This window comes from Staphylococcus sp. MB377 (assembly GCF_001922505.1).
Lineage (GTDB): Bacteria > Bacillota > Bacilli > Staphylococcales > Staphylococcaceae > Staphylococcus > Staphylococcus haemolyticus.
In genome coordinates, this window is record NZ_MAON01000012.1 from 1 (window position 1) to 19,689 (window position 19,689).

The window sequence follows — 19,689 nt, forward strand, 5'->3', positions numbered from 1 at the left end:
AATAAGCGGGCATTTCCATAATTTTAAGTAAAGTAATCGTTGAGGTTTTCTTACCATTTTTTACTATAGAGAAATTTTCATTTTTAGTTGAACAATTTTCACAATGTGTAGGTTGATAAGTGAGCTCAGCATAGTAAAATAAGCTCATTCGTCCTTTGTGCTTTTTCTCAATCACTTCATCTGAAAAATTTAGATTTTTATCTTTAATTCTTAATGTATTTAATATAGACTTACACATAGGCGCATTACCTTTCTTTTTTATTTTGTGTGGTAACTAATAATTATAGAGGTAATTGCGCCATTTTTGTATTCAAACATAAAAATTGGACTGATGGTTTTTAGTCATCAGTCCAATTTATTATAGAGCCTTTAAATATAATTTTAAACGTTGTATATTGGTTTACTTCGCTGTCAACAGTTATATATCCACCATATTGTTGTACTATCTTCTCAGCAATTGCAAGCCCTAAGCCATTGCCACCCTGACTTCTTGCGCGGGATTTATCAACTCTATAAAAACGATCAAAAATAAACTCCTGATCTTCTTTAGGAATACCAAGACCATGGTCTGTAATTTCAATACTAATTTGTTTGTTTCTTAATTGAGTAGCTATCTCGATTTGCTTATTATCTTTGTCATACTTCATTGCATTATCAATAAAAATAAGTAATAGCTGTTCAAATTGATGGCGATTAATCTGTAATGTTAATGGTTTCTTTGATAGATGCGTTTTAAATTGATAATCTGGATGTAATTGTTTTAAAGATTTAATACGTGAACGAATTTCTTCGTTAATATTTACTTCTTCAAATTCTAATGACTGAATATTAACTTTGTCTTTAGTCAATAATAATAATTCTTCAACCAACTTCGTTATTCGATTCATTTCCTCTAATGAAATATTAAGAGACTCTTCAAGTACAGCTGGGTCTTTTTTACCCCAACGTTGAATTAAATTTAAATGACCTTGAATGATTTGTAGCGGCGTGCGTAACTCGTGAGAAGCATCTTCAACAAATTGACGCTGTTGGTTAAATGATTCCTCAATTTGGTACATCATATCATTAAAGGTATCGATTAAATTATCTGTTTCTTCATAGTTCGTCTTGAGTTCAAGTTTATTTTGAAATCCATCTCGTCGTATTTGAATCATCTTGTTCGACATGGTTACGAGTGGCTTAGTTAATTGCGTTGAAAAAATATAACTAATACCCGCCATAATGAAAGTTGCCAACAAACCAAATGCAATGGCTACAAAATATAGAGAACGAACGACATTGTTATATCCTTCAAGGGAGTGAATTAAAACACTATAGCCTTCAAAACGTCCACTATGTATTGGTTCTGTAATAATTAAGTAAGGGATTCCATTATGCTTTGAAATTTGAATCGTTTCAGGATCAACAAAATCAATATCAGGTTTAAAATTAATCATATTTTCATTTGAGGATTGCATTAATTGTTTACCATTTCGATCGTAAATGATGGCTTCTTCAAAATTCTCCAACATAGCAGTCAAATCTAATGTAGTAATATTATTCATAGATCGTGATTCTACTAAATTAACGATATCATTTGAACTGTGTTCAGCCTCATCAATCTCACCGTCTCTTAAGGTATCTTTTAAAAAGAAGATTATAACAAGACAGAAAAGAATAATTGTGCTAAACATGATTAACGTTGTAATCATCATCCACTTATATTTTAAAGTACCCTTTTTAATCATCTAATCACGTACCCAACACCACGAACGGTTTCAATCGTTTTATCTTTACCATAAGGTTTAAGTTTGTTGCGTAAATATCGAATATAAACATCTACGACATTCGTCTCAACTTCACTGTCATAGCCCCAAACATGATCTAAGATTTGTTCTCTTTGTAGTACACGGTTTCTGTTGGTTGCTAATAAATATAGTAAGTCATATTCAGTTTTAGTGAAATCTAACTGTTCTCCATTAATTGTGACATTAAAAGCATCGACGTCTATTTTAATGCCATTGATATCAATGATATCCTTTTGAGGTTGACGACGGAGTACTGCACGAATGCGTGCAAATAGTTCTTCAATTTCAAAGGGTTTTACAATATAATCGTCAGCACCGTAATCTAAACCGGTCACTTTGTCATATGTATCGCTTTTAGCCGTAATAATAATGATAGGCGTTGATTGTTCTTGTCTGACACGGCGACATATTTCTAAGCCATTTATATTTGGTAACATTAAATCTAATATAATTAAATCGTAATTATTACTTAATGCTTTATCGAGCCCTGCTTGTCCTTCATATTCTATATCTACACTATAATTATCATGAGTTAGTTCTAGTTCTAAGAAGCGGGCTAAATTTTGTTCATCTTCTACAATAAGTATATTAGTCATTATTATTTTTACCTCTTTTATTATGTATTAATCATATTTTAAATAACTAAAATGAGTTAAATCAATGATGCGTTTTCGAATGCATATTCTTATAATATAAGCTATATTTTATCACAGTAAAGACTGAAATTAGAGAATGGATTTAAATTGTAATGATATAATCAAATTTAAATGAGAATTTTTCGCAATTATAATTGACAATGATTATCAATGATGTATAATAATATTTGAAAATGATTATCAATACCGAATAAGACAATTCCCCCCACATATATTTCGTTCTTAAAGGATTGGTCATTTTCAAGTTATTCCCCTTTTATATGCCCGTAAAAGACTAACGTTAAAGTTTCAAACTTACTTTAAACGTTTTAATAAAAAGCAGTGAATCTAATGCCGAGGTTCATTGCTTTTTTTATTTAGTTTATTTAGTTATTCTGATTTGATTAAATCTTTTGAGTATCTACCAATTCAAATAGCTTATATTTAATCCTTAAAAAAATCGAGATACATTCTCGCGTTTTAAGAATGTATCTCGATATATTTTACGTAGTTGTTGGATATAAATGATTTTTAAGTATTAATGTTGATAGAACAATACAAAAAGCACCGCCAATTATACCAGCAATGACATCTGTAGGATAATGCACACCTAAATATACTCTTGAAATAGAAATCAGAAGAATAAATAATGCGCATAATCCTATAATAATTCCTTTATTATTACCTGATGCTTTTCTACTTGCTATGAACATCGCACTACCAAAGAATGATGTTGACCCCATAGCATGGCCACTAGGAAAGCTAAATCCAGATATATCAATTAACCGTAATAATGTTGGACGCTCTCGGTCAAAAATATTCTTCAGTAATGGATTTAATATACTTGAAAGAGACATAACAATCACAAAGAATAGCGCTTCGATTTTAAAGCGTTTTAACATTAAATATGCGACTAACATTAAAGATAGACAGACCATTGCCCATACTTCTCCTAGTTTAGTGGCACCCAAGAGGATAGAAGTAGTGATGAAACTTTCAGATGAATAAATAAATTCATATACTTCAGTATCAATCCATTTACCCAGTCTAGACTCATGGAAGGATGCAATGATACCAAATATTAAGGTAAAAACGATTAGCAAAGTAATACGTTTCGTACGATTCATTGTCTGCACCTCCTGAGTTTATAGAGCGTCCTTTAAAATTTTATTAAATAGATCTTCTTTCGTATAACTTTCTGTGTAAGTCTGCATTTGTTTAATGATTGACTCTCGATCATTTTCAATTTCTTTAAGTTGTTCTAATAATTTAACCTGTGTAAGTTGATCTTCAGGGATGGTTCTACCGTACCCTTTAGATTCAAAATTCTCAGCATTATCAATTTGATCACCACGTGATTGGTCAAGTCCTAAAGGTATTAATAACATAGGAATACGCAATGTTAAAAATTCATAAATAGCATTAGATCCTGCACGGCTAACTACAGTATCTGTAACAGCTAATAAATCTGTTAACTCTTCTTTAACAAATTCATACTGAACATAGCCTTTAGCATCAATACTAGAATCAACTAGTCCATGACCTGTTAAATGAATAATTTGATAGTCTTGAAGTAATGCTTCTAAATTTTCACGTATAGCTTGATTAAGCTTTTTACTACCTAAGCTACCACCCATGACGAGTAATACTTTTTTTGAGGCATCGAAACCTGTTAACTGGTAACCACGTGATTGATTACCTTCTTTTAAGTCTTGTCGAATGGTAGCGCCAACGAAGTCTGCTTTATCTTTAGGTAAATATTTTAATGTATCTTCAAAAGTTGTATAGATTTTTTTAGCAAATTTCAGTGAAATTTTATTAGCTAAGCCTGGTGTTAAATCCGATTCATGTATAATTGTTGGAATGTTTAGTGAGCGTGCAGCTATTACTACGGGAACTGAAACAAATCCTCCCTTAGAAAATAATAGATCTGGTTTCTCTCTTTTTAATACTTTGCGTGCATCAATAACACCTTTTAAAACTTTAAATACGTCTTTCGCATTATCAACTGATAGATATCGACGTAATTTACCGCTAGATATTGGATAATATTTAATGTTAGGTAATTGTGATTCAATCATTTCACGTTCTATACCTGTTTTAGAACCAATATAAAATGCGTCGTGCCCTTTATCAGTAGCTGTTGGAATTAAACTTAAATTGACCGATACATGTCCAACAGTACCGCCACCGGTAAATGCTATTTTAGACATAGTAATTAACCTCTATTCTTAAATGTTTTTATAATATGCGTAGAATGGTGCGCCTCTATCAAATGGATGATAGTCAATTTCTGCTTCACCGACTTTTATGAAACCAAATTTTTCAAAGAGTCCTTGTGCTGGCTTATTTAGAGCAAAAGTATCAGTTAAAAGAACATGGATATTATGTTCTTCAGCTAACTTAACTGCGAAATCAAATAACTCAGTAGCTGCTCCTTTATACTGTTGTGATCCAGCAAGTCTATGAATGACATAGGCACCTTCACGATCGATTGGCCATTCTAACTCATCATACCATTCTGATTGTTGTTGGTCGACCACGATAAAGCCATAAATTGTGTCATTTTCTTCCAACACATATAGTGTTTCGGTATTGATGTCTTCTTCAAAGTGTTCTGTAACTGGATATTTATCATCCCATTGATTATTATTAAATTCTTTCATTAATTTTTTGGCTTCTTCAACTAAAGTTTCTATTTGTGAAATATCTTGCATATTACCTAGTCTTATCATTGTTTTTGACACACCTCTTTATTTTAGTTTATTAATTAATTCATCTAAAACTTTATCTTCTTTATTAGCTTTTTCAACTAATAACTGTGTAAATTTCTCATTAGTGTTTTTATCGAATTTACCATTTAATGATAATTCATGTTCTGATTGGAATTTTTTAATAGCTGATTCCAAATTTGTATCAAATTGTTTAGAATCATTGTTAACGTCGTAGCCTAATGCATCTAAACCGATTTTGATAGATTTCACGTATTTTGTATTGTCACCAACAGAATAAGATTTATCAGTTGGAATGACACTGATAGATTGATATTTAGGTGAAGCTATTTTTGTATCAGGTTGTATACCTTTCCCATGAATATAATGACCATCAGGTGTTAACCATTTCATTTGTGTATATTTCAATAATGAGCCATCTTTAAATTCACGAGTTGTCTGTACTATTCCCTTACCAAAAGTTTTTGAACCGTAAACTTTAGCTTTTTTGTGGTCTCTCATTGCACCAGTAAATACTTCTGATGCACTGGCAGAACCTTCATTTACTAAGATACTAACTTTCATGTCTTTAGCTTCTTTAGAAGCGTCATTTGACGTTTTGATTGATTCTGTGTCATCGCCTTTTTCAAGTTTTACAACTGTCTGATCTTTATCTATAAAGATATTAGCCATTTTTACGGCTTCATCAAGTAGACCACCAGGATTATTTCTTAAATCTAATACTATATTACGAACACCGTCTTTATGAGCTTTAATAATAGCAGATTTAAGTTCGCCTGCAGTATTATCTTGGAATTTGTTTATAGTAAATACTCCAATGTTGTCTTTCTTCTTATATTCCACGCTTTTTACATGGATTTTACCACGTTTAATTTTAATTTCTTTTTCTTGAGAACCACGTTTTATTGTTAGTTTGACCATTGTTCCCTCTTTACCACGTACTAATTTTACTACTTGCTCTAAAGGTTTGCCTACTACGGATTTTCCATCCACTTTAGTAACAACATCTTTTGGTTGGATACCGGCTTTTTCAGCAGGAGAATCTTTCATTGGACTTGTAATCATAATTTGTTTATCTTTTTTTTGCATTTCTGCACCAATACCTACAAAGTCGCCTGAAACATCTTCATTAAAGCTTTTCGTTTCATCTTTAGTCATATAATCTGAATAAGGATCTTTAAGTTCTTTAACCATGCCATCTATAGCAGCCTCAGATAATTTACTAGCATTTTGTTTTTTGTAGTAATCATTATTCAGTGTCTTATAAGCATATTCAATTTTTTTAATTTCTTGACGTTCATCTTTAGTTAATCCACTTATTTTGTGACTGATACCAATTGTAGCAGCAACTGTAATACCAGCTGTAATAATGATAACTCCTAATAAAAGTACTATAATTTGCCAAGTTTTAAAATTGATTCTTTTATTAGAAGATGTTTCATTTTTATGTTTGGAGTCTATACTACTTTGTTTTTCCTCAGAATGTTGACTCATAAAACCACTTCCTCATATAACATCTTATGAATTTATAATTTCATCTAAAAAGATAATATAAGTATGTCGTTACTTAGACACAAACGCAACTTTTAAGAATTAAGTTGAATAAAAAGCACAAAAGGAGTGGGACAGAATTCATAATGAATTCGTTCCACCCCCGAAAAGATGACTAGAATTGAGAAAGGCTTGATATACTTCTCATTTAGCTAGCTGTTATGAAATTTTTAATGCAATTTTAATATGATACATGTGCTAATCACATTACTGAGTAAGTCAGAATTTTAACCATTCTGTATACTCTTCATATAAATCATCAAACACTGACATGGGTACTGATATGTCGCTTTGCATTTCAATATAGTCAGACAATTGATTGAAATCTTTTTCATGTTTTGGAAAAGACAAATCATTAAATATTTCTTCAGCTAATTCTCCCTTGCTATCTTTACGCCCTCTAACCGTTAGAGCAAATTGATAGAATGAATGTTCTTTCATTAGCTCATTGTCACATCAACAATTTTAGTTTCACCTTTAATGACTGCTTTAACATCATTAACGTGAATTGATTCAGTTTGATCTGAATTTGTAATAATAATTGGTGAAATAACATCTTTCGCATTATTTCTAATATATTCTAGATCAAATTTAAGTAATGGATCACCAACTTGAACAGTGTCGCCACTACTTACTAAGATTTCGAAACCTTGACCATCTAATTGAACAGTGTCTAAACCAATATGAACTAATATTTCTAAACCATTATCTGCTTTAAGTCCTATTGCGTGTTTAGTTGGAAATACATTGTCAACTTTACCTTCAATTGGAGAAACAACTTCTCCTTCAGTTGGGTTAATACCAAAGCCTTCGCCCATCATTTTTTGTGCAAATACTGGATCTGGAATATCCTCAATATTAATATATTCGCCAGTTAGTGGTGCATAGATTTCAATTTCTTTATTAACTTCTTTACCTTTACCAAATAATTTTTTAAACATAATTAGTCACTCCTATTTTTCAAAATGCGGAATTAAATCTCCATATCCAAGTTCTTCTAACTTATCATAAGGGATAAATTGAATCGCTGCGGAATTAATACAATAACGTAGTCCACCACTTTCTTTCGGACCATCGTTGAATACATGACCTAAATGACTGTTAGCATCTTCCGATCTAACTTCTGTTCTAATCATACCAAATGTTTTGTCTACGAGTTCAATGATTTCATTATCATCAATTGATTTAGAGAAACTTGGCCAACCACAATTAGATTCAAACTTTTCCTCAGAAGTAAACAATGGTTTGCCCGAAATTTTATCTACATAAATACCCTTATCAAAATGATTCCAATATTCATTTTGAAATGGAGGTTCAGTACCATTTTCTTGAGTAACTAAATATTCCATTTCATTTAATTCATTTTTAGCTTTTTTAATCATTTTGAGACCCCCAATGTGTTTCGATAAATGATTTTCTTCCTGATCCACGTTGATATTGCTCATAATGAGCAGGGTTTTTCTTGTAATAATCTTGATGATAGTCTTCAGCAGGATAAAAGTTTTTGTATGGAAGAATTGGCGTTATAACAGGTTTTTTAAAAATACCTTCTTCATTTAATTGTTGTATTTTAAGTTCAGCTGCTTTCTTTTGCTCTTCATCATGATAAAAGATAGCCGGTTCATAGCTTTCTCCTCTATCAAAGAATTGACCACCGCCGTCTGTAGGGTCAAAAGTTTTAAAATATACATCTAAGATATTTTCAAAGGACGTAATGTCTGAGTTGAACTGAATTTGAACAGCTTCCCTATGTCCAGTTTGATTAGTACAAACTTGTTCATACGTTGGATTTTCAACATGACCTCCACTATATCCAGATACTACCTCTTCAATACCGGGATATGATGTAAAAGGCTTAACCATACACCAGAAACATCCTCCAGCTAAAGTTGCATATGCCATATTACTACCTCCTCTGTCATTATTTAAATTTACGATATAAATACTATTATTTAAAGTAATCTACTCACATTGATGAATTTTATTAAAAGAACAATAGGAAGTAAACAATGAGATTAATTTGATTCACGAACAACAACCAAGCCGATTGCTCCTTGACCAGTATGAGTTGAAATAACTGGTGTCGTTACATTAACATCATATTTCTGTTGGCCGAATACCTCATCAAATTGCAACTTGAGCTTGTTAACAAAGTCAAGAACGTTTGCGTGAGCAACACCAATCGATTTAATTTTATTTTTATCGATAAATTCTGAAATTTCTTTTTTTAGATATTGAATACTAGAATTTTGTGTACGTGCATTATGTACGATTTCTAAATATCCATCTTCTAAAGTGCCGACGGGTTTAATTTTCATTATATTACCAATAAAACCTTTTGTCTTACTTATGCGCCCACCTTTAATTAATTGATTTAATTGTCCAATTACAACAAAGAGTTTAGTGTTCTTTTGTAATTCTTTGAGTTTGTCTACGATTTGATTAGACGAAAGATTCGTATTAATTAATTCAACAAGTCGTTGGATTTGGTAGCCGAGTCCGAATGAAATAGATTTGGAATCAATTACGGTTACTTTAGTGTCAACCATATCACTGGCTTGCAAAGCAGTTTGGTATGTACCGCTTAGACCTGATGACATATGGATACTAAAGATTTCAACATCCTCTTTACCAAGTTCTTCGTATAGTTCAATAAATTTCCCGATTGGTGGTTGGCTTGTTTTTACGTCGGCATCTTCCTCAATTCGTTGAATATAAGCCTCAGATGTAATATCTATTTGATCAACAAATGATTTTCCGTCAATCGTTAAGCTTAAAGGTACTACGTGTATATTATTTTGTTTTAGATATTCATGTGATAAATCTGATGTAGAATCCGTCACGATAATTTGTTTAGTCATAAGTGCCTCCGGTATATCAATTTAATTTAATGTTTACGTACTAAATGTAAAAACGTATGTGGAATTGTATTTTTCTCATCTAACTCTCCGTCTACCGATGACTCTACTTCCCATTTTTCAAAAGTATAAGGTGGGAAAAATGTATCGCCCTGATGTTTACCATCAACAACAGTAATGTACATATCATCTACTTTATCAATCATTTCTTCAAATAATGATTGACCACCAAAGATGAAAATGTGACCTTCTAATTTGTAAATATCATCTATAGAATGAATCACATCTACACCATCAACGTTAAACGTTGTGTCACTCGTTAACACTACATTTCTTCTGTTAGGAAGCGGTTTACCAATTGACTCAAATGTTCTTCTCCCCATCACTAGTGTATTTCCAGTTGATAATTTTTTAACATGTTTCAAATCATTAGGTAAATGCCACGGTAAATCATTATTATATCCAATAACGCGTTGTTCATCATGTGCTACTAAAATTGATAAAGTCATATTTCCCCTCCGTATGAAAAAATTGTTTATATTAATAACCGCAAAATTTCAGCCTATTATACTGCAATAGGTGCCTTAATTGCAGGGTGTGAGTTATATCCAATTAATTCTAAATCTTCGTAATTGATATCGAAAATGGATGCATTTGAATTAATTTTTAAAGTTGGCGGATCAAAACTGTTTCTAGACAATTGTGTTTTTATTGCTTCAATATGATTAGAGTAAATATGTGCGTCACCAAAAGTATGCACAAATTCTCCAACTTCAAGATCACATTCTTTTGCTATTAAATGTGTTAATAATGCATAGCTAGCAATATTAAATGGTACACCTAAGAAAATATCTGCACTTCGTTGATACAATTGACAACTTAATCTGCCATCTTGAACATAAAATTGGAACATAGTATGACATGGTGGCAAAGCCATGCTATCTATTTCTGTTGGATTCCATGCTGAGACAATATGTCGGCGAGAATTTGGACTATTTTTAATTTGTTCAATAACTGTTTTAAGTTGATCAAAGTGGTTACCTTCTTTATCTACCCAATCTCTCCATTGTTTACCATATACATTACCTAAATCTCCGTATTTTTTTGCAAATGAGTTATCATTTAAAATGTGTTGTTTGAATTTAGACATTTCTTCTTTATACAGTTCATTAAAATTATCATCTTGTAGTGCTCTATGACCAAAATTGGTCATATCAGGACCATGATAATCATTAGATTGCACATATTTTTCGAAGGCCCACTCATTCCAAATATTATTATTATATTTTAGTAAGTATTGTATATTTGTATCGCCTTTAATAAACCATAATAATTCTGTAGCGATAAGTTTGAAAGATACTTTTTTTGTTGTAAGTAATGGGAAACCCTTAGATAAATCAAATCGTAACTGATGACCAAATTTAGAAATAGTACCGGTATGAGTACGATCATCCCGTTGATTACCAATTTCTAATATTTCTTCGCATAAAGCATGATAAGCTGAATCAAAGGAATTTAACATTTTGCTCATCTCCTAGAATTGTTTATATTACTGAATATTATACTAGATAATGCGTATTTATAAAATTAAAATAAAAAAATCCCAAATATAAAATTAGTTTTTAATTTTATATTTGGGATTGAAAAGTGAGTCCTTATTTATTCAATTCAAGTTTATACCCTTAATTTAGGATTACAATAGTAACTCTGAGTGTATTCTTTAATAAGGATGACTCAAATTATTTAAAATTATACTGCTTAACAGTTTTCGTCAAATGCATCTTTAATATCCATACAGATATCTTGAATGTCACGACCTTCGATATATTCCCTAGGGATAAAATGTTTTAATTCTGTTCCTTTAAATAAAGCGTAGGATGGACTTGATGGAACTTGTTGGATGTACTCTCGCATCGCTTGAGTTGCTTCTTTATCCTGTCCAGCAAATACAGTGATTTTATTTGTTGGTTTTTTGTCATTTTGCTTTGCTACGGCAACAGCTGCAGGTCTGGCTAAGCCAGCAGCACAACCACATGTAGAGTTAATTACTACAAATGTTGTATCTTCTTCGTTAACATTTTTCATATAATTTGATACATCTTCACTTGTTTCTAAACTTTCAAAACCATTTTCAGTGAGTTCAGCTCTCATTTGTTGTGCTAATTCTTGCATATATTGTTCATAAGGATTCATAATTTTCACTCCTAATTTAATTTTACTTTAACATAATTATTTATTTCGATTAGCTATTTGTTTCCATACAGAACCTAGTGCCTCATTACCATTTTCAATTCTAGAAATTGCCATCTCAATTTGAAGTTTGACCTCATAAGCAGGATCATTAGCGTGTGACTTTAGGCTAGGTAATTGTTCAGGTCCGCCTTCATCAAATAGAAACATAGCAGCTCTCCAGCGTACAATTTTTTGCGGATCATTTAAGGCTTTTTCCATTTCAGGCAGAGCCTCTTTAAAACCTAAATCACTTAAGCAATCTCCAGCAGTGCGTCTAACAGCTGGACTCTTATCATGCAAGCCTTTATATAAGTATGGAAGAATTTCTTTATCTTCAATCATGCCTATTAATACTATAGCTTGTCGTCTTAGGGGTGCTTTATCTTCTTGTAAAGCTTCATCTAATAAGTCAATATTTTGAAATGTAGGTGTTGGAAATTCTTTTAACATTCTTAATTTATCTTTCCAATCAGTAGCCTCTTTATATTCATTTAAAGTTACATGGTGATATTGTTGTTGCGGAATAACAATATCAGTTTCTAATGCAGTTTGAACTAGAGATGCTAACTTTTCAGATGGATATAAAGCAATGATTTCTTCGTACACTTCATTCATAACTTCTTCTAAATCACCGTATCTAACTCCCAAATCTTGCCATTTACGTAAAAACACAACATTGTCTCCATCTTTTTGAGCTTTTAACATACTCTCAACAAAATAGTCCGGCAACTGCTTACGATTTTCATCTGAAGTCGTAGTGAGTTTAATTTGATATGGAATACCTTTAAACATAAGTGCTTCAGCTTTAATCTCTCCATAGTGTTCATCAAGCTTTTGTGATGAATCTATAAATGACTCACTATTTAAAGTTGAAGTGATTTGAGGTAAGACCACTTCCCAATCGGATTTAGGCTCTTTATCAATAGCTAAGAAGTCCATCACATAAAATATAGATTTGACACCGTCAATTGCTAATAAATCATTAATAAATTGTGGTTGTTGTTCTTCTATGTATGTGAATGTATTAGATTTATTATCTTCCCTTTTGTTAGATAATACGATTTTCATAGTATTAGGGCTTGGTGTCGGCTCTACTCTTAATATTTCCATAAGTGCATGTCCCCTTGTAAATATTTATTCAAAAGTATATTGAATTTGAGGAAGAATATTATTCCAATCTGCATTATCTTCTTTATCGACAGAAATAAAATCCATAACATAGAATATTGATTTTACACCCTCAATCTCGAACAGTTTATTTATGAAATCAGGTTGTCCTTCTTGTGCAGAAGTAAATGTATTAGATTTGTTATCTTCTCTTTTTTCACTTAGGTTAATTTTCATAGTGTTATGATTTGGTGTTTCTTCAATTGAAACAATTTGCATAGTCCTTACCTCCTATTGAAGTTCATTACCTAATTGTTTGATTTGTTTACCTATCGAACACTCAGATATACAAAAATGGTGTGCTTGTGTCTTACCTTCCGTCTTTCTGATATGTGTTTTTAGTAAACATTTTTCACAATAGGTATTCATTAATTCATCAATTTTATCAATTGCTTCTTGTTCGGAATGTGTAAGTATAACAGTCACTCCTTAAATACAGTATTGTCTTAATATAAGCATGGAATAAGTATAACTTAATTTGTATTTATTTTGAAATAATCGATTTAATAAATAATAAGTGTTGATGAAAACGGTAAGTCTTATTGCATTTATGTAGTAATTACTATAAAATAATTAAGTTGTTTTTTGCGGTTTCTAAACACCCGCATCATCAAAATTTAGGAGGATATTTATGTATAATGAAATTTTCGGTGTAACAACATTTCTTGTTACATTTATATTAATGGTTATAATGTTTCGATGTTTTGGCAAACAAGGCTTAATTGCTTGGGTAGCAATTGGTACAATTATTGCTAATATTCAAGTAATCAAAACAGTTCATATTTTTGGTATTTCTGCTACTTTGGGTAATGTCATGTTTGCGTCTATTTATTTAGCTACAGATATACTTAATGACATTTATGGTCGCAAAGTTGCGAAAAGAGCTGTATGGTTAGGATTTTCTTCTACATTGGTTATGATTATTGTTATGCAAATGTCACTACATTTTATACCGGCACCTGAGGATATGGCTCAAAAATCTTTATCAACAATATTTGATTTAGTGCCAAGAATTGCATTAGGTTCAATTATTGCGTATATTATTGGACAACACGTTGATGTATTTATTTTCTCCGCAATTAAAAAAGTATTTAGCTCAGATAAAACATTTATCATTCGTGCTTATGGTAGTACCATGTTAAGTTCAATTATTGACACAGCACTGTTTGTCACAATTGCGTTTGCAGGAACTTTACCAAATATGGTTGTATTCGAAATATTCATTACAACTTATTTATTAAAACTTATTTCTACTATATTTAATGTACCATTCGGTTATATAGCTAAATCTATGTATCGTAAAGGTCAAATTCATAAACTAGATAAGGGATATTAAAGAATATTATGGGAATGGAAATGATTTCTTAATGAAATCTATGCCATTCCCTATTTTCTTATTTTGTAATACGATAAGAATAGTGAAATTATAAAAATTAAAAAGGTGTTAAATTTATATGGCAAAAATTTACTTTGATGCAGCTACCAGAGGTAATCCTGGGCGAAGTGCATGCGGAATAGTTATCAAAGAGAATGATGAAAAGTATGTATATACGCACGACTTAGGGGAACTAGATAATCACAGCGCGGAATGGGCTGCCCTTATTCATGCACTTGAACATGCTCGTGAACTGAATGTTGTTAATGCTTTATTATATACTGATTCAAAATTAATTGAAGATAGTGTTAATCAAGGATTTGTAAAAAACGCACGATTTAAACCATATTATGAGAATTTGGAAATACTTGAAAAAAGTTTTGAATTGGTGTTTGTAAAATGGGTACCTAGAGAACAAAATAAAGAAGCAAATCATATGGCGCAACAAGCATTGTTTAAACTAACTAAAAAGAAAAATTAACATTAGTTTAATACATTACACCCCTCTATTTAATTTGAAATTAAATAGAGGGGGTGTTTTTTAGTTAAGTAAAAAAGCCATTACTTCTCTTCTTTTTTAAATCTTCTTAATAATAATGCGATCCCACTTAATAGTGAAGTCATTAAGAATGCAGTTGATGATTCACTATTGTTGTAACCAGTGTTAGGTAAAGAGCCTACAGTATTTTGATTTCTATCATTTTGATTATGATTGTAATTGTTGTGATAATTTTGATTATGATTGTAATTGTTGTGATAATTTTGATTATTACCATTTTGATTATAGCCATTCAAATTATCACCTTGATCACCTGTATTTCCACTATTGTGTTTTGAATCTTTTTGAATTGTATTGTGAGTACGACGACCATTTTTATCTGCTCTATCATTGTCTGCTAATGTTGCTTTAACTGGTTTAGATAAAGAACTATTTGGTTGTGCTGCATTGTCAGTTGCTTTTACATAAACATTGCCTTCAGGAATTAGCTTTGTTGGTGTAATTATCGCATTACCTTTTTCATCTGTAACGCCAGAGCCAATAACATGGAAATCTTTGTCTAATAATTCCACTTTAGTGTTAGGGTCAGTTGATACTGAAACCGGTGTATAAGTATTTGCTTTTCCGTTAAGACCTGTATTCACTTTAGGTACAGAAGGTGGCGTTGTGTCTGTAGCTTCGATTGGATCAGATGTTGAGCTATTTGGATGTTCAGTATGATCTGTAGCTTTAATCGTTACATTACCCTCAGAAATTGGTTTTGTAGGTGTAATAAAAGCATGACCATTTAGGTCCGTGTCACCTGTACCAATGAGTTGTCCATCTTTATCGAATATTTCTATATGCGTATTTGGATCTGTTACAACTTCAATAGGATCCTGTGTATTGGCTTTACCTACTAATCCGCCAGGAACTGTTGGTTTTATTGGCGGTGTTATATCGATAACGTTAACAGGTTTAGAAACCGAACTATTTGGTTGTGCTGCATTGTCAGTCGCTTTTACGTAAATATTTCCTTCAGGGATTGGAAGATTTGGCGTTATTGTTACGTGCCCTTGACCGTCTGTAATGCCAGAACCAATGATATTACCATCCTTATCAATAATATCAACATGAGTATTGGGGTCAGTCGTAATTGAAATTGGTGTTAGAGTTCCACCTTTATCAGAAACGTCTGTATTAAATGTTGGTATATTCGGTGGCGTCGTATCAGTCGCTTTTACTGGATCCGAAATTGAACTGTTAGGTACTTCCGCATTATCTGTTGCCTTGGCAGTGACATTACCTTCAGGAATAGGTTTAGTTGGTGTAATAAACGCACGTCCAGTACTATCAGTCATGCCAGAACCAATCACATTACCATCTTTATCTAAAAGTTCAACTTTAGTATTTGGATCAGTAGTTACTTCCACAGGATCAATACTACCGGCTTTACCACCCAAGTTACCCACAACAGATGGTTTTGTAGGTGGTGTTGTATCAGTCGCTTTTACTGGTTCAGAGGTAGAACTATTAGGATGTTCTGCATGGTCAGTCGCCTTAGCAGTGATATTGCCTTCAGGAATTGCTTTATTCGGTATGATTGTCACTTGTCCAGAACCATTTGTTTCACCAGAACCTAAACTATTACCATCTTTATCAAACAATTCAACAGTTGTGTTAGGATCAGTCGTAACAGTGATTGGCGTTTGAGTACCAGCTTTGCCACCTATCTCTGTATTAAAAATTGGAATGATTGGTGGTGTTGTGTCCGTTGCTTTTTTAGGCTGAGAAGTAGAACTATTTGGATGTTCTGCGTTATCAGTTGCTTTAGCGGTTACATCACCTTCCGGAATCGGACGATTAGGTTTAATTGTTACGTGTCCAGTAGAATCAGTTGTTCCAGATCCCAGACTATTACCATCTTTATCAAACAATTCAACAACCGTGTCAGGATCTGTTGTAACTGTAATCGGTGTTTGAGTACCAGCTTTACTAGTTAGGTCAGTTTCTAGATTAGGTGAAGTTGGTGGTGTTAAATCTGTTACATTTACTGGGTCTGAATAACTGCTATTTGGTGTTTCCGCATCATCTGTTGCTTTTGCCGTTAATGGTCCTTCAACCAATGGTCTATTTGGAGTAATTGTAATATGTCCAGTATGATCAGTCATTCCACTACCTAATAAATTATTATCTTTATCAAATAATTCAACTTTAGTATCAGGGTCAGTAGTAATTTCAATTGGTGTTACTGTACCTACTTTATCCACTAAATTTGTATGAATAATTGGTTTATCAGGCGGTGTAGTGTCGGTAGCTTTCTTAGGATCTGAAGTAGATGAGTTTCCACTATCGTCAGTAGCTACAGCTGTTACATTACCTTCAGGAATAGGTCTAGTTGGTACAATGTAAGCATGACCTTTATCATTTGTTCTTGAAGCCCCTAAAGGTTTATTGTATTTATCCCTTAATTCAATTCTTGTAAAAGGATCAGTTGTAACTTCGATTACAAATGGTCTATGTTGAGGGTCTATATTCAACGCTTCCACAGGATCTGATGTAACACTTTCCGTACCACGAGTGGCTCTTGCCGAAACATTACCTTTGGGAATCCACTGCTGTGGAGTAATAGTGACATGACCCGTTTCATTTGTTCTACCAGTACCCATTGTTGCACCATCTTTATCCAATAGTGCTACCTCAGTATTAGGTGAAGTCAATATTTCAATTGGTCTTTTCGTATTAGCTGCATCGCCCACACTTGTAACAAAAGTTGGTTTAATAAGCGGTGCTTGCTGATCATTTGTCGTTGGTGATGAAGGGTTTGTTGCTGGATTAGAAGAATCTTCAACTGTTCCTGTAACTACTCTAGTGAAATCAGTTTCATCTGAATTAGAAGCTCTTTTTTTTCTAATGTGAATGTTTTGTGGATGATTTGATACACTAGAATCATTATTAGTTTGTTTAATTAATTTAACTTTATTATTAGTGTTATTGACTTGATTTGATTGTACTTGACCTGTGTTATTATTGGCTAAATGTTGAATTGACGTATTTGTACTTTCGTTAATTATACTTTCTTGATTGTTATTCGTAAGTTGTTGAGTGAGATTTAAATGCTCGCTAGCTTGTGCATCGTTGTTTACCCCTAAAAATACGAATGTCGCTACTAATGTTGAAAAAGTACCGATTGCATATTTACGAATGCTAAATTTTTGTAATTGATTATGTTGATTCATGGTGCGATATTCTCCTTTACTATTTTAGTGGAAATTAATAAAAGTTATTGTTTATGACATTTTAATTTAGCGCATTTCACATAACTATTAATTTAATATCATACTAGATATAGAAATCAAATTTAATTTATATAATATTATTATATCATTCGTTTTGTAATAAATGTTGTGATATTTAAAAATAGTCTTCTTATTTTAATTCGTTTCTAAACGGGGTAAAGTTTTTAATAAATGTCTCTGAAATATTTCGTCAAATTATATTGATATGATTATATTTTCAATAGATACTTTAATTTTAAATTAATATAAATATATGAATTTTTGAAAATCAAAAATCCACTGAAATCATTTAAGATCTCAGTGGATTTTCTAATTAGCATATATATTAGAAATATTAGAATTACTTATTTCTGTTATTATCTTTTCTTCTACCAATTAGTAAAACAAAGCTACCTAGTAGTGTAACTAAATAAGGTAAAGAATTATCTGTTGTTTCTTTTATACCAGTATTTGGTAAATCTTTTACTTTATTTTTAGAAATACCATCTACATTAGTTTCATTTTTCTTTACACCACGTATTGTATTTTTAGATTTATTTGAATTTTGGTTTCTATACTCTTTTGAATTATGGTTCTTAGATATTTTTGTTTTATAGTGTTTAGCTTTTTTACCTGATTTTACAGTCGGTTTAGTAGCTTTTACTGGCTTAGATACAGAACTATTCGGATGTTCTGCATTATCCGTGGCTTTTACAGTGACATTACCTTCTGGAATAGGCACCGTTGGTGTAATTGTCGCATGACCAGTACTATCTGTAGTACCTGAACCGATAACATTACCATCCTTATCCAGTAATTCCACTTTAGTATTTGGATCGGTTATAACTTCAACAGGATCTTTCGTACCTGCTTTTCCATCAAGAGTACCAACAACTGATGGTTTCATTGGAGGTGTTGTATCAGTTGCCTTAACTGGATTAGATGTAGAACTATTTGGATGTTCCGCATTATCAGTTGCCTTGGCAGTGACATTACCTTCAGGAATAGGTTTTGTCGGAGTGATAGTAACATGCCCCGTATCATCCGTAGTACCCGAACCAATAATATTGCCATCTTTGTCTAGTAAATCAACATGAGTATTCGAATCCGTTGTCACCGTAATCGGTGTTTGAGTACCGGCTTTACCAACTAAATCAGTATCAAGTGTTGGAACCGTTGGTGGTGTTGTATCAGTTGCTTTAACTGGATTAGATGTAGAACTATTAGGATGTTCAGCATTATCAGTTGCCTTGGCAGTGACATTACCTTCAGGAATAGGTTTTGTCGGAGTGATAGTAACATGCCCCGTATCATCCGTAGTACCCGAACCAATAATATTGCCATCTTTGTCTAGTAAATCAACATGAGTATTCGAATCCGTTGTCACCGTAATCGGTGTTTGAGTACCGGCTTTACCAACTAAATCAGTATCAAGTGTTGGAACCGTTGGTGGTGTTGTATCAGTTGCTTTAACCGGATCAGATGTAGAACTATTAGGATGTTCAGCATTATCCGTGGCTTTTACAGTGACATTACCTTCTGGAATAGGCACCGTTGGTGTAATTGTCGCATGACCAGTACTATCTGTAGTACCTG

20 protein-coding genes and 3 pseudogenes are annotated in these 19,689 nt (G+C 32.2%); 2 read left to right on the forward strand and 21 right to left on the reverse strand.

Going from position 1 to position 19,689, the window contains the following annotated elements; all coding sequences use genetic code 11:
• The 19 genes and pseudogenes from BB045_RS04380 to BB045_RS04465 all read right to left on the reverse strand — a co-directional run.
• Positions 1-238, reverse strand: a pseudogene (locus tag BB045_RS04380) (ISL3 family transposase); the annotation flags it as partial.
• 100 nt (positions 239-338) lie between these two features.
• Positions 339-1,727: a HAMP domain-containing sensor histidine kinase gene (locus BB045_RS04385; RefSeq protein ID WP_075140543.1), complete on the reverse strand. Its 1,389-nt coding sequence runs from the start codon at positions 1,725-1,727 to the stop codon at positions 339-341.
• Positions 1,724-2,383, reverse strand: coding sequence for a response regulator transcription factor (locus BB045_RS04390; RefSeq protein ID WP_011275785.1), 660 nt, complete (start codon positions 2,381-2,383; stop codon positions 1,724-1,726). The genes BB045_RS04385 and BB045_RS04390 overlap by 4 nt, the downstream gene beginning before the upstream one ends.
• Positions 2,384-2,574: 191 nt before the next feature.
• A pseudogene (locus tag BB045_RS12395) lies at positions 2,575-2,681 on the reverse strand (hypothetical protein); the annotation flags it as partial.
• A 244-nt stretch (positions 2,682-2,925) separates the two neighbouring features.
• Positions 2,926-3,549 (reverse strand): phosphatase PAP2 family protein, encoded by a 624-nt coding sequence (locus BB045_RS04395; RefSeq protein ID WP_070581374.1) that lies wholly within the window; start codon positions 3,547-3,549, stop codon positions 2,926-2,928.
• Between the two features lie 18 nt (positions 3,550-3,567).
• Complete coding sequence (locus BB045_RS04400; RefSeq protein WP_070581373.1) at positions 3,568-4,635, reverse strand: undecaprenyldiphospho-muramoylpentapeptide beta-N-acetylglucosaminyltransferase; 1,068 nt, start codon at positions 4,633-4,635, stop codon at positions 3,568-3,570.
• Positions 4,636-4,653: 18 nt separating this feature from the next.
• On the reverse strand, positions 4,654-5,157 hold the full coding sequence (locus BB045_RS04405) for a GNAT family N-acetyltransferase (protein ID WP_011275782.1): 504 nt from the start codon (positions 5,155-5,157) through the stop codon (positions 4,654-4,656).
• A gap of 18 nt (positions 5,158-5,175) precedes the next feature.
• Positions 5,176-6,648: a S41 family peptidase gene (locus BB045_RS04410; protein WP_075140544.1), complete on the reverse strand. Its 1,473-nt coding sequence runs from the start codon at positions 6,646-6,648 to the stop codon at positions 5,176-5,178.
• A 276-nt stretch (positions 6,649-6,924) separates the two neighbouring features.
• Positions 6,925-7,146, reverse strand: coding sequence for a YozE family protein (locus tag BB045_RS04415; protein WP_070439979.1), 222 nt, complete (start codon positions 7,144-7,146; stop codon positions 6,925-6,927).
• The gene (locus tag BB045_RS04420) at positions 7,146-7,646 is read right to left on the reverse strand and encodes a PTS sugar transporter subunit IIA (RefSeq protein ID WP_053017653.1); all 501 of its coding nucleotides are present in this window, start codon (positions 7,644-7,646) and stop codon (positions 7,146-7,148) included. The genes BB045_RS04415 and BB045_RS04420 overlap by 1 nt, the downstream gene beginning before the upstream one ends.
• 12 nt (positions 7,647-7,658) lie before the next feature.
• Positions 7,659-8,087, reverse strand: a complete 429-nt coding sequence (gene msrB, locus BB045_RS04425; RefSeq protein ID WP_037551444.1) for a peptide-methionine (R)-S-oxide reductase MsrB — start codon at positions 8,085-8,087, stop codon at positions 7,659-7,661.
• Positions 8,080-8,607, reverse strand: coding sequence for a peptide-methionine (S)-S-oxide reductase MsrA (msrA, locus tag BB045_RS04430; protein WP_011275777.1), 528 nt, complete (start codon positions 8,605-8,607; stop codon positions 8,080-8,082). The genes msrB and msrA overlap by 8 nt, the downstream gene beginning before the upstream one ends.
• Before the next feature lie 113 nt (positions 8,608-8,720).
• Positions 8,721-9,566 (reverse strand): DegV family protein, encoded by an 846-nt coding sequence (locus tag BB045_RS04435; protein WP_070439972.1) that lies wholly within the window; start codon positions 9,564-9,566, stop codon positions 8,721-8,723.
• Positions 9,567-9,592: 26 nt separating this feature from the next.
• Entirely contained in the window at positions 9,593-10,072 is a 480-nt protein-coding gene (locus tag BB045_RS04440; RefSeq protein ID WP_070581371.1) for a dihydrofolate reductase, read from the reverse strand.
• 56 nt (positions 10,073-10,128) lie between these two features.
• Positions 10,129-11,085 (reverse strand): thymidylate synthase, encoded by a 957-nt coding sequence (locus BB045_RS04445; protein ID WP_070581370.1) that lies wholly within the window; start codon positions 11,083-11,085, stop codon positions 10,129-10,131.
• 236 nt (positions 11,086-11,321) lie between these two features.
• The gene (gene brxA, locus BB045_RS04450; protein WP_075140545.1) at positions 11,322-11,756 is read right to left on the reverse strand and encodes a bacilliredoxin BrxA; all 435 of its coding nucleotides are present in this window, start codon (positions 11,754-11,756) and stop codon (positions 11,322-11,324) included.
• A gap of 36 nt (positions 11,757-11,792) precedes the next feature.
• Positions 11,793-12,905, reverse strand: a complete 1,113-nt coding sequence (locus BB045_RS04455) for a conserved virulence factor C family protein (protein WP_070581368.1) — start codon at positions 12,903-12,905, stop codon at positions 11,793-11,795.
• A gap of 24 nt (positions 12,906-12,929) precedes the next feature.
• Positions 12,930-13,181: a NifU N-terminal domain-containing protein gene (locus BB045_RS04460; RefSeq protein ID WP_070439964.1), complete on the reverse strand. Its 252-nt coding sequence runs from the start codon at positions 13,179-13,181 to the stop codon at positions 12,930-12,932.
• 12 nt (positions 13,182-13,193) lie between these two features.
• Entirely contained in the window at positions 13,194-13,388 is a 195-nt protein-coding gene (locus BB045_RS04465; RefSeq protein WP_075140546.1) for a zinc-finger domain-containing protein, read from the reverse strand.
• 205 nt (positions 13,389-13,593) lie between these two features.
• Between BB045_RS04465 and BB045_RS04470 the strand changes: the two genes are divergently transcribed.
• Positions 13,594-14,298, forward strand: a complete 705-nt coding sequence (locus tag BB045_RS04470; protein ID WP_053026685.1) for a queuosine precursor transporter — start codon at positions 13,594-13,596, stop codon at positions 14,296-14,298.
• 118 nt (positions 14,299-14,416) lie between these two features.
• Positions 14,417-14,818: a ribonuclease HI family protein gene (locus BB045_RS04475; protein ID WP_037551461.1), complete on the forward strand. Its 402-nt coding sequence runs from the start codon at positions 14,417-14,419 to the stop codon at positions 14,816-14,818.
• An 80-nt stretch (positions 14,819-14,898) separates the two neighbouring features.
• On the opposite strand, the gene BB045_RS04480 is transcribed toward BB045_RS04475, so the two are convergent.
• Together BB045_RS04480 and BB045_RS04485 are read right to left on the reverse strand one after the other, a co-directional pair.
• Positions 14,899-18,054: a YSIRK-type signal peptide-containing protein gene (locus BB045_RS04480; RefSeq protein ID WP_075140547.1), complete on the reverse strand. Its 3,156-nt coding sequence runs from the start codon at positions 18,052-18,054 to the stop codon at positions 14,899-14,901.
• Between the two features lie 400 nt (positions 18,055-18,454).
• A pseudogene (locus BB045_RS04485) lies at positions 18,455-19,689 on the reverse strand (YSIRK signal domain/LPXTG anchor domain surface protein); the annotation flags it as partial.